Raw genomic sequence first — 9,937 nt, 5'->3', positions numbered from 1 at the left:
GGGGTAATGTCTTGTCTTGACGCGCTAAACCTGGAGGTTTCCTCCAGAGCGCGCGTCGCTGTCTTGCTGCTTGGTTCGCTAAACCCTCGGAAAACAAAGGTGTGCGCATTGGCGAAGCATCTGCCATAGCAGATACCGCTTCCTGAATTACCCGTACTGTTGATGTCAATAATTAGTCAGTCTTCTTTATATTGCTAGTCGTGTTTGTCGTGATAAATACGGCGGGAAGCATTATTCAAACGGTGGTTGAGGCGATATTTCTCAGCCTTAGTAAATTTACCACCACTGCGAATAGCGCGGAGTCTTGATGCTTGGATCCTGTTTTCGCGTCGTTCGAGATGTTTATATTCTTGGGATGAGATCGAACCGTTTTTTACACCTTGGTAAATTCGGGTTTCCTGATGATTAATCCGACTTTGGATCTGACCAGCTTGTGCTGCTAAAGGTGCAAATACTACCGCAGTGGCTAAAATAACAGTACTGATTAACTTATTCACGATCGAACTCCATTGATTTATTTGTTTTGATGTATGTTTAGACAGGCAAGTCTCGATGGAGGTTCAATCTTCGGGCAAATTATTTAAAAATAGGTAGATAACCTAGTCCTCAAAAGGCTTTCACTTCGATGTCGAGCGAATTCGATTCATCTAGATCTCAGGATTGTGGCTAGCGGATCGAGTCAAACAGCCGTAAAATAAATACTAACCAACTTTACAAATTGAAATACTTTCGATCATGGCAAAACCACAACCTACTGTCCAACCCAAATTAGTCGTCACTAAATTTGGTTTCAATCGCTTTGCGGAGCAGTTTAATGGCAGAGCGGCGATGATTGGCTTTGCAGCACTATTAATTATTGAATACTTTACAGGTCAAAACCCCCTCGCCTGGATGGGATTGGGACTAAATTAAGGTTTAGACCTAAATTTGGGCATAATAGGGGTACCGTAACTCAGTGAATTGACTAATTTTCTAGTCATCGGCGATCGATCCTCTGGACTGAGACTGTAAAATAGGATAATAGATCCATTGCACCTAATAGCTGTGCGATCCACCAATCCTCGTTTCACCACCTATAAATGAACGCGATATTTCCGACCGTCTTGAAAAGACTATACCGCAAAGAACCAATATCCAGCTTTCTAATCGTTGTTGGTGCCGTTGATGCTGTCCTCGGTGGCGTAAATGAGATTGGCACATTGATGATTTTAGGATTGCTAACTTCTGGTGTGGCTATCGGCTACCGCTGGTGGTGCATTCAGCAATCTGAAACTATAGCCGACCGCAAATCTAAGCAATTATATCTAACTCCTAGTTCTAACCAGACACCATTACCCAATTTGGATCGTCGTCGCCATCCGCCATTGTAATTGGTGAGTTGTGCAGTCGTATTTTCCCCGTCAGGTGTTTTGGTGATTGGACAATACCTAAAACCTAAAACCTAATATCTAAATTATGTCGATCGCATTTAGCAAATATCAAGGCTTAGGCAACGATTTCATCCTGGTTGACAATCGTCATCGCGATACTCCCATTATTGAGCCAGAAGAGGCAATTATTTGGTGCGATCGACATTTTGGGATCGGTGCTGATGGCGTGATATTCGTCCTACCTGGACAAAATGGTACGGATTACTCGATGCGGATTTTTAATTCCGATGGTTCGGAGCCAGAAATGTGCGGGAATGGGATTCGTTGCATGGCGAAATTTATTGCCGATTTGGAAGATAAAACCGATTTAGGTGTTACCTATCAAATTCATACCCTAGCGGGCACAATTACGCCAGAAGTGCTGCTAGAGGGACAAGTACAGGTTGACATGGGGGAACCGCATTTGTCCGCCGTAGAAATCCCGACTAGCTTGGGGATGGTGGATGATAGAGTGATTAACCAATCGATTGAAGTTGATGGCAAATCATGGACTGTAACCTGTGTCAGTATGGGCAATCCTCACTGCATGACTTTTGTTGAGGATGCTGATGCAATTCCCTTGGCAGTATTAGGGCCAAAATTCGAGCATCATCCTGTTTTTCCCCAACGGACTAATACAGAATTTGTCCAAGTTATTCGTCCCGATTATCTTAGAATGCGCGTCTGGGAACGTGGGGCTGGAATTACATTAGCCTGCGGTACGGGGGCTTGTGCGACGGTCGTCGCTGGGGTCTTGACTGGCAAATCCGATCGATATTGTACGGTAGAATTACCTGGTGGCTGTCTGCAAATTGAATGGTCGCCTGCAGACAATCGTGTTTATATGACTGGGCCTGCTGAGTTAGTATTTAAAGGGGAAATAGCTCAGGAATAGAGGACAATATTATAACTATCACCATTGAGTTTAGCCCCAGTCTCCCGATCGATCTGAGTGCGGTGAAGTTCACTCCCGCGCAGTTCCAAGAGATGTGTGAAACCAATCGCGATCTGCGGTTGGAACAATCAAAGTGTGGAGATTTATCGGATCGATCGAGAAATGGAAATTTGAAAATCGCCAACACAGCTCGATGGAGAAGATACTTTACCTGGATTTATCCTCAATTTAGCAAATATCTGGTAGACATTTGACATTTGACATTGCGGATCGCATACACCTTTCCCCTTTCCCCTAATTGCTACTTAAACTCGAATCGCTCGGCTACACTCCACCCAATTTTACTCGCCAACTGCTGACGGATATTTCATTTAGTCTGGCTGCAGGTGAATGCATTACTTTGACGGGAATTACAGGTGTGGGGAAAAGTACGTTGTTACGGCTATTAAACCGTCTCTGTGACCCAACAAGCGGACAGATACTATTAAATGGAAAAAACTATCAAACGATTTCGCCTGTGACCCTCAGACAGCGAGTAATGTTAGTGAGTCAAGAACCGAAATTATTGGGGATGAAAGTGCGGGAAGCTCTAGCTTATCCGTTGCAGTTGCAATCTTTAGGTGCAGAAGAGATTAAGCAGCGGATCGTCACAATTACCGAACAATTTGAGATTCCGACAGATTGGTTCGATCGAACTGAATTACAACTTTCTGCTGGACAGAAACAAATTGTCTCGATCGCTAGAGGGGTAATTACTCAACCGCAAATCTTACTATTAGATGAACCAATCGCTAATCTAGATTTCACCACTGCCGAACGTATCTTAACGACCCTAACTAATATCACTAGATCGAAACAAATAGGCACGATCGTTGTCAATCATCAATTAGAATTAGCCGCAAGATTTAGCTCTCGATTACTCTATTTACAAGATAGTAAATTGTTCATCGACAAAGTAAGTACATCGGTCAACTGGCAAGATCTCCAACAGCAGATTCGGGAATCAGAGGCTCGATCTATGTCTGAATGGGAAGAATAGTATGGATAATGGATAATTATATTAATTATCCATTGATGGAATTGCCGCTACATTTTATTCCTCAGCGCGGATACCTGTAAAGTATTCAGGTTCGTTACCAGGAATCCACTTGATATTGCAGCCAATACTGGGGCGTTGAGTTGGATCTACTTCATTACCAGCCAGGAGTGACTCGATCGCGTGGCGTAAATCTTGACCAGTGACTGGTTTACCATTAGAAGGGCGACTATCATCTAATTGCCCTCGATAAGCCAAATGGAAGTCGCGGTCGAACAAGAAGAAATCGGGAGTACAAGCAGCAGTATAAGCCTTCGCCACAGCTTGGCTAGGATCGCAGCAGACGGGGAAATTAAACCCCTCAGCATGGGCTAAAGCTTGTAAATGCTCGGGAGCATCATCAGGATATTTATCGATGTCATTCGGGCTGATGCCGACCATCCCCAAACCTTTCATACCGTAGTCTTTGCCAATCTGTGCCAATTGAGTTTGAACGTGCTTGACAAATGGACAGTGAACGGAAATAAACATGACTAGCAGAGCCGATTTGCCTGCAAATGTTTCCAGGGAAATCGGCGATCCACTGACAACATCGGGGAGGTTAAAAGCTGGCGCACTTACGCCTAAAGGTAGCATTGTCGATGCAGTTCGTACCATAATTAAATAAGTTGAAAGTTGAAAGTTGAAAGCGAAAAGTGCGGTCTTGGGGTTTCCCCTGTCTTGTCGTTTTCTTATTCGGGGGGAACCCCCGAATAAAAACGCCGCAAGTAAAGCACCTTTTCAAGACAGTTGAAAGTGATACCCTGTGCATTATTGCAAAAGGCAAGCTCATGGTATCACCTGTCGAATTTTGTGATTAAAGATATCTAAATATTGCAATTGAGCAATGTCATATTCTCTTTTTATCGTGCAGCTTGAGTTTTGATTGTGTATATAGGTGCTAAAGATTGAAGTAATCCAGTTGCAGCTTTCCCGTACTCCTCAATTTCGACTAGTTGCTCGACGGCAAAAGTCATACTTTCCTCAAGTTGTGGCATGGTCGGATAAGTCTTCAGTACCTCTAATAGTAGCTCATCAAGAAGATATTCTCGCATTGTTGCCGCTGATTGGCTACTAAAATTGAAATTAGGTCGCAACATTACCAAAAGAATTATTTTGGCACGCAATGGATTGCTATAGCTCATTACGTTCTGACGCAAGACAAAGGGATCGTATTCGGGTACTAATGTCTCTGGGATAGATTCTGCGCTACCGAATTGGTCTTCGCCCAGCTCTGCATCATAATAAGTTTCATAGGCAGATTCATCTACTTCATCGTAAGCGGGTGTTTGTGTGTCAAATTGTTGAGTGGGTTGTGGCGCGTAGGCTCGTTCTAATGCTGAGGGGACAACCTGATTGGTAAAAGCTTGGGTGGGTGCAGGGTTGTAGGCGCGGGCGATCGAAGAAGGGACATCTAAACTACTTAACTGGGTAGGTTGTGGTGCGTAAGCCCGCTGAAATGCCGATGGGACAGCCTGACTTATCGATGAGTCGGTGGATTCGGGATGAGGTATTCGGGCTGCGGGGGCAGGTGCTGGCGTTTTACCTCCATGTTCTTGGCGAAATTCAGGGTATAATTGCCCGATCGCCAGATAAATTACTTTGGCAATATCAATATACTGCTTGGGCTTGTTAACTGTTTTAACTAGTTTTTGTAATAATAATCTAAACCGATCGAGAGTATTATTTTCTCTGACTAGTTGTTCGATCAAATATTGAAAATTAATCGAATTGAGATAGTCATTGTCTTTTTCCCATCTTCCCGTACATAAGCAATACAGCATTTTTTTTATGCGAACTGCTTCTTGATGTTTATCAAGATAGTTAACGACTTGTTGAAGTAAGTTTGGGTCATTAATTCTCATGAAATTAAGCAGTTTTTATCTAGGTTTTAGTCAAACGATTCGAGCGAGGATATTTCCGACAACTGAAGTTTTCAGAAGAAAAATCGTTGTAGCTTGATGGTTGTGTCGGGGAAATTACCAAAAAAGTCATTGGTTCTCGATCCGCATTGGCTCACTTAGATCCTTCTACAGATGTTACACATTGACGCACCTTGGCTCTGACCATACAGTTATTCCAGAAATCTCAATTCTGACAACTTCCCATATTGTTCCCACTCAGGATGCTTCACTAACTATCGATCTCCTCGGTTCATTAATTTTTCTCTCTCCACTCTCCGATCGAAACAGCACCTGGACTACGAGTATATAGACGGCACGAGTTATGAGACTATTCCCAAATCCCACACCCCAAATCCCGATTGAATAGTTTTACACCGCAGACTCCTAGAGATTTTCGATCAGCCGAACTGCTTCCCCAAATGGAAATTGAGCTAAATCTAGTCCGCCAGGGGTTACAACCCAGAGAGTGGGTAACGTTGGTGCAGATTGGGGGAATTCACCACGGCCATCAGTTAAGTAGATACAAATGGATTGAGTATATCCATCCCATCTGCTGGCGACTCGATCGAAGAATGGTCCGAATGATGTAGCCCCACCACCTTCGGGGGTTGGTAACGGTGCATTGATGGCGATCGAATAAGGACCGTAAGCTTCACAGTCAACATAATATAACTCGCACTCTAGGTGAGGATAGGCACCTAAAATGCCGCTGACTTCGCTCAAAAATAGTTCGAGTGTTGCTTCCCCCACCGAACCACTGGTATCGATCGCCAAATACACCCGTACTGATTCACCCTGCAATGCTTCGATGTAGATGCCCCGTCCCACAAAACGGCGATCGAATCCCTGAAAATCTGTGGGAGTCTGGACTAAATATCGCCAGAGGTACGATCGCCAGTCTAGCTGAGGATTGATGACTGAGGCTAATTCCCGATCGCTCCCGCTCGGTAATTTACCAAATTGAGTAGCTTTGCCAATTGCAGTTGCTTGTTGTAGAGCCTGTCGCCAATGTGCGGTTAATTCCTGACGATCGGCCAGTTCTAGGCTCGTCTCTGTGCCTGCGACTACTGGTCTGGTAGCCTTCGCTGGGTTCCTCGGGAGTAAGTCGAGATCGGTTAATTGCCACGGATTAGCTGCGTTAGCAACCGACTCATTGCCCCGAGCAGATTGCAATAACTCATATACTTCTTCAACGCTGAAATGTTCTAATTGCTCATCTCGCAATCCATCTGGTGGTAATTCAAATCCACTCTGGCGCAGAATCATCCCATTGACCACAATATCAGCCGCAATATTCCACAATTCTGGCTCCCGTTCTTTCAATCGCAAGGGGTGCAATAGTGCTGCGTGGAGAATTTCATGTAAGAGCACTCCATCCTGTTGTAAAGTCGGCAAAGATTTCAGAAATTCAGGATTGAAAAATATATCTCGTCCATCTGTAGCAGCAGCGGGAATGGTTGTCGTGGGAATAAACCGTGCGAACATCGCCAAGGTCCCAAAAAATGGCGATTTCCGCCGCAACCGTAACAAGGATGCACTGATCTGGTTGGCAAATTCAACTGTTGGATCGAGATCGGTCATTACGGAGGTGTTGCTGGGTTGGGGTTCGGGATTCGGGATTCGGGAGTTGGAGAGTACAAAGGTAATAAACGCTCTGGCACACCCCTACACCCCACCCTCTAACGTAATACTCGTAAAGGGGCTATAGCTGTTTGCGGAGAAATAATCTTTCTGGTCGATGCCAAGGGATAATCGACCAGATCGATTCGCTGGAAACGATCTCATAACCTAATTTTTGATACAAGTTTCGCCCGCGCTCGTTATTACCCATGACATGAAGATGGAGTTCTGAATACCCCCAAGATTTGGTCAGTTGTTCGCAGTTATTGAGTAGTTCTTGAGCGACTCCTCGCCGTCGAAAATCTTGACTGACAGCTAGATTGGAGATGTAGATATAACGACGACGATCGTGCCAGTATTGTGTCGTCAGCGGTGCGGCTGCGCTCAGGTGGATCGGTTCGGTCCGAGAATTGGTAGTCCGCACACCAACTTCAATCGTCCCAACTACTTGCGATTGTCCTCGATCGGCATACAGGGCGATCGAGCAAACTTGTTGCTGGACTTTGCCGTGGCTGGCACTAGAGACATGGGAGCGGAGACGATGGCGTAAATCTTCGGCGATGCCCAGCTTGAACAGGGGTGCAAACCATCTCATCCACCCGCGATCGAAATGAAAGCTCCGAGTGATAATATCGGCAACGCAGTGGATCTCGTCCTCTCGAACAGCCCGAATCTCAATTTGATGTCTCTCAAAAGCAATCGTCCGAGCGATATTAGCAGTATTGGCGATTGTGTTTAAACTATTCGGGTTCGTGCTGAGTTCCGACATATCAAAAAAAATTAGGCAACTCCACCACAGGAAATTTTACTAATCGAAATCTCAACTATTTAGATTGGTTGTGAGTCGATCTACAATTAGAAATAACAAGCTTACACAACCGGATCTACATCATAACTCATTTAGCCGATCGTGCAGGCGATCGAGGTAATCCATTGGCATCTCCTCTCGAACATCAATCCCCCCCCGAACAGCAGACATCAAAAGTAACTAATATCGCTGGTGGCAAACCACCGATTGTGTTGGTGGAAACCGCTTTCCTGGCTAGTACGGCTAGTTTACTTTGGTTATTAAATTTTTATTTCCCCATTGGGCCGATTTTCAAAATCTTTTTTCCGATTCCGATTGCCTTAATCTATTTACGCTGGGGCTATCGAGCGGGTTGGATGACCGCCCTTGTCTCGGCATTATTACTGTCAGTGCTAATGGGACCATCGCGAAGCATTTTGTTTGCGATCCCCTATTGCATTATGGGCGTTCAATTAGGTGCCTGTTGGCGACGGCGGGTTGGTTGGTTGACTTCGATTTCTTTGGGTGCTTTGCTCGATTGTTTCGGCGTGTTCTTTCGCTTTTGGTGGACTTCGATTTTATTGGGAGAAGATCTGTGGATGTATTTGATGGTCAGAATTCGCGATCTGTCTGAATGGATTTTCGTTCAATTGGGCATCCTCGCCGAACCTAGTTTACTGGTAATTCAAATTTTAGCGATCGCCTTAATCTTACTCAGTAATTTCGTCTATCTTTTTGTCATCCATTTGGTTGCGCTCCTGATGTTTGAGCGTCTTGGTAATCCGATTCCCAAAGCACCAGCCTGGGTGGATACATTATTGGATCTTTAGTTATAATGCGATCATAAATTCAAAGTTTTGGTGGGCAGCAATCCCGATCGGCAAGATTTTATAGGAATCTGGCAACAGTTATCGATCTCTGTGGGATGTTGAAGATCGATTTTCGTCCCGATCCGCTTTGCGAATCACTGAATATACTGTTAGTGAGATATCTGATTGTAGCTGCTGCTGTGTGAGCAGAAGCTGTGCCAATCCGCAAGCGATCGCCAACACAAACAGCACAGAATTCAGCAATTAAGGATCGTAAGTATTTCTTTAAATTCTCAAGAACCCTTGCTCAAACAACATGCATCCGCTAAGATCGCAAAATAATTCAGCATTTAGATCGATCTATTTGTCCGATGTACCAAGGCAAAGCTTGGGCGTATGATATCGGCAATAACTATTTATTTACTATGTACATAAATCTGGCTACTAAATACATGTACTTGTATGGAGCTGGTGGACACTCAAAGGTCATCACCGATATCCTCAACAGCCTGGACATCGCTGTAATTGGCATGTTTGATGATAATCCTCCCAATGCCAAATTTAAGGGCATTGAAGTGCGTGATGGCATCCGCTTGTTGGGAGAAGGTTTTCCCGAATTAGATGCACCCTTGATTATCAGTGTTGGTGACAATTCCCGACGTGCAGAACTCGCCTCGTTAATCGATGCAACTTTTGGCACTGCTATTCACAGTACGGCAATTGTCTCTGCCAAGGCTAGCATTGGTTTTGGCACGGTTGTATTGCAAGGAGCGATAATTCAAGCTGGCGCGAAAGTCGGCGCACACGTGCTCGTCAATACCGCTGCAAGCATCGACCATGACAATACCATTGGTGATTATGCGCATATTTCTCCTCACGCAACTTTGTGCGGTCACGTTGAAGTCGGTGAAGGCACCCATATTGGTGCTGGTGCCATCGTCATCCCTAGTATTCGGATCGGGAGATGGTGTACGATCGGCGCAGGTGCTGTGGTGATTAGGGATATCCCCGATTTTGCAACTGCTGTTGGTAATCCCGCTAGGGTAATTAAAATTAAATCGTAAGCCGTAAGTCGTAAGTCGTAAGCTGCCAGTCTCAAATCTGTGATTTATATTACAATCCATATTTTGTCGAAACAAAAACACAGTTGTATGTGTTTCGATCGAAGCTGGATTATAGTAGCATTTTAGCGAAGTTAAATTGAGGTTTAAACCCTTGCCAGGACTGTAAAAGTAGTCAATGGTATCGCTGTCGCTGGTTGTGTTTGTGGAGATGATTTCTGTCAATCGGCAGAATCAATGATTTAGCTGATTTCAACGCACAGAGGCAAAGGATATTATTGGGTTAACAAGGTTCGATTCTCTAGGCGTAAGGTTTTCGGGGCTGAAGCTAATTTCTGGATTAGCAAGGTCGATCGAGTAGTTGCGATCGCGATCGC

The 9,937-nt window shown here is 44.7% G+C and carries 11 protein-coding genes; 6 read left to right on the top strand and 5 right to left on the bottom strand.

Annotation, left to right across the window (positions count from 1 at the left end; translation table 11 throughout):
• Positions 1 to 194 precede the first annotated feature (194 nt).
• Entirely contained in the window at positions 195 to 497 is a 303-nt protein-coding gene (locus RMO55_RS14735) for a hypothetical protein (protein ID WP_310427650.1), read from the bottom strand.
• Positions 498 to 735: 238 nt separating this feature from the next.
• Here RMO55_RS14735 and RMO55_RS14730 point away from each other — a divergent pair, with 238 nt between their 5' ends.
• The 4 genes from RMO55_RS14730 to RMO55_RS14715 all read left to right on the top strand — a co-directional run bounded on the left by RMO55_RS14730 (position 736) and on the right by RMO55_RS14715 (position 3,343).
• Positions 736 to 912, top strand: a complete 177-nt coding sequence (locus tag RMO55_RS14730; protein ID WP_310427649.1) for a chlorophyll a/b-binding protein — start codon at positions 736 to 738, stop codon at positions 910 to 912.
• A 167-nt stretch (positions 913 to 1,079) separates the two neighbouring features.
• On the top strand, positions 1,080 to 1,370 hold the full coding sequence (locus tag RMO55_RS14725) for a hypothetical protein (protein ID WP_310427648.1): 291 nt from the start codon (positions 1,080 to 1,082) through the stop codon (positions 1,368 to 1,370).
• A gap of 85 nt (positions 1,371 to 1,455) precedes the next feature.
• Positions 1,456 to 2,304 (top strand): diaminopimelate epimerase, encoded by an 849-nt coding sequence (dapF, locus tag RMO55_RS14720; RefSeq protein WP_310427646.1) that lies wholly within the window; start codon positions 1,456 to 1,458, stop codon positions 2,302 to 2,304.
• Positions 2,305 to 2,602: 298 nt separating this feature from the next.
• Entirely contained in the window at positions 2,603 to 3,343 is a 741-nt protein-coding gene (locus RMO55_RS14715; protein ID WP_310427644.1) for an ATP-binding cassette domain-containing protein, read from the top strand.
• A 54-nt stretch (positions 3,344 to 3,397) separates the two neighbouring features.
• Here RMO55_RS14715 and RMO55_RS14710 read toward each other — a convergent pair whose 3' ends face one another.
• From RMO55_RS14710 to RMO55_RS14695, 4 genes are all read right to left on the bottom strand, one after another.
• A complete protein-coding gene (locus RMO55_RS14710) occupies positions 3,398 to 3,997 on the bottom strand; it encodes a thioredoxin family protein (RefSeq protein WP_310427643.1) in 600 nt (199 codons plus the stop codon).
• Positions 3,998 to 4,242: 245 nt separating this feature from the next.
• Complete coding sequence (locus RMO55_RS14705) at positions 4,243 to 5,244, bottom strand: hypothetical protein (RefSeq protein WP_310427641.1); 1,002 nt, start codon at positions 5,242 to 5,244, stop codon at positions 4,243 to 4,245.
• 423 nt (positions 5,245 to 5,667) lie between these two features.
• The gene (locus RMO55_RS14700; RefSeq protein ID WP_310427640.1) at positions 5,668 to 6,864 is read right to left on the bottom strand and encodes a DUF2201 family putative metallopeptidase; all 1,197 of its coding nucleotides are present in this window, start codon (positions 6,862 to 6,864) and stop codon (positions 5,668 to 5,670) included.
• A 121-nt stretch (positions 6,865 to 6,985) separates the two neighbouring features.
• Positions 6,986 to 7,672, bottom strand: coding sequence for a GNAT family N-acetyltransferase (locus tag RMO55_RS14695; RefSeq protein ID WP_310427638.1), 687 nt, complete (start codon positions 7,670 to 7,672; stop codon positions 6,986 to 6,988).
• A gap of 164 nt (positions 7,673 to 7,836) precedes the next feature.
• Between RMO55_RS14695 and RMO55_RS14690 the strand changes: the two genes are divergently transcribed.
• The gene (locus RMO55_RS14690; protein ID WP_310427636.1) at positions 7,837 to 8,520 is read left to right on the top strand and encodes a DUF2232 domain-containing protein; all 684 of its coding nucleotides are present in this window, start codon (positions 7,837 to 7,839) and stop codon (positions 8,518 to 8,520) included.
• Positions 8,521 to 8,951: 431 nt separating this feature from the next.
• Positions 8,952 to 9,563, top strand: coding sequence for an acetyltransferase (locus tag RMO55_RS14685; protein WP_396134329.1), 612 nt, complete (start codon positions 8,952 to 8,954; stop codon positions 9,561 to 9,563).
• Positions 9,564 to 9,937 lie beyond the last annotated feature (374 nt).

Source organism: Chamaesiphon sp. VAR_48_metabat_135_sub (genome assembly GCF_031418915.1).
Classification (GTDB): domain Bacteria; phylum Cyanobacteriota; class Cyanobacteriia; order Cyanobacteriales; family Chamaesiphonaceae; genus Chamaesiphon.
Note: the sequence above shows the minus strand (reverse complement) of the source record. Positions and strands in the feature narration are given on the sequence as shown.

Excerpts from the sequence above, each read along its gene's own strand:
- RMO55_RS14705 (WP_310427641.1), bottom strand. The coding sequence starts at position 5,244 with ATGAGAATTAATGACCCAAACTTACTTCAACAAGTCGTTAACTATCTT.
- dapF (WP_310427646.1), top strand. The coding sequence starts at position 1,456 with ATGTCGATCGCATTTAGCAAATATCAAGGCTTAGGCAACGATTTCATC.
- RMO55_RS14695 (WP_310427638.1), bottom strand. The coding sequence starts at position 7,672 with ATGTCGGAACTCAGCACGAACCCGAATAGTTTAAACACAATCGCCAAT.
- RMO55_RS14710 (WP_310427643.1), bottom strand. The coding sequence starts at position 3,997 with ATGGTACGAACTGCATCGACAATGCTACCTTTAGGCGTAAGTGCGCCA.
- RMO55_RS14685 (WP_396134329.1), top strand. The coding sequence starts at position 8,952 with ATGTACTTGTATGGAGCTGGTGGACACTCAAAGGTCATCACCGATATC.
- RMO55_RS14730 (WP_310427649.1), top strand. The coding sequence starts at position 736 with ATGGCAAAACCACAACCTACTGTCCAACCCAAATTAGTCGTCACTAAA.
- RMO55_RS14725 (WP_310427648.1), top strand. The coding sequence starts at position 1,080 with ATGAACGCGATATTTCCGACCGTCTTGAAAAGACTATACCGCAAAGAA.
- RMO55_RS14700 (WP_310427640.1), bottom strand. The coding sequence starts at position 6,864 with ATGACCGATCTCGATCCAACAGTTGAATTTGCCAACCAGATCAGTGCA.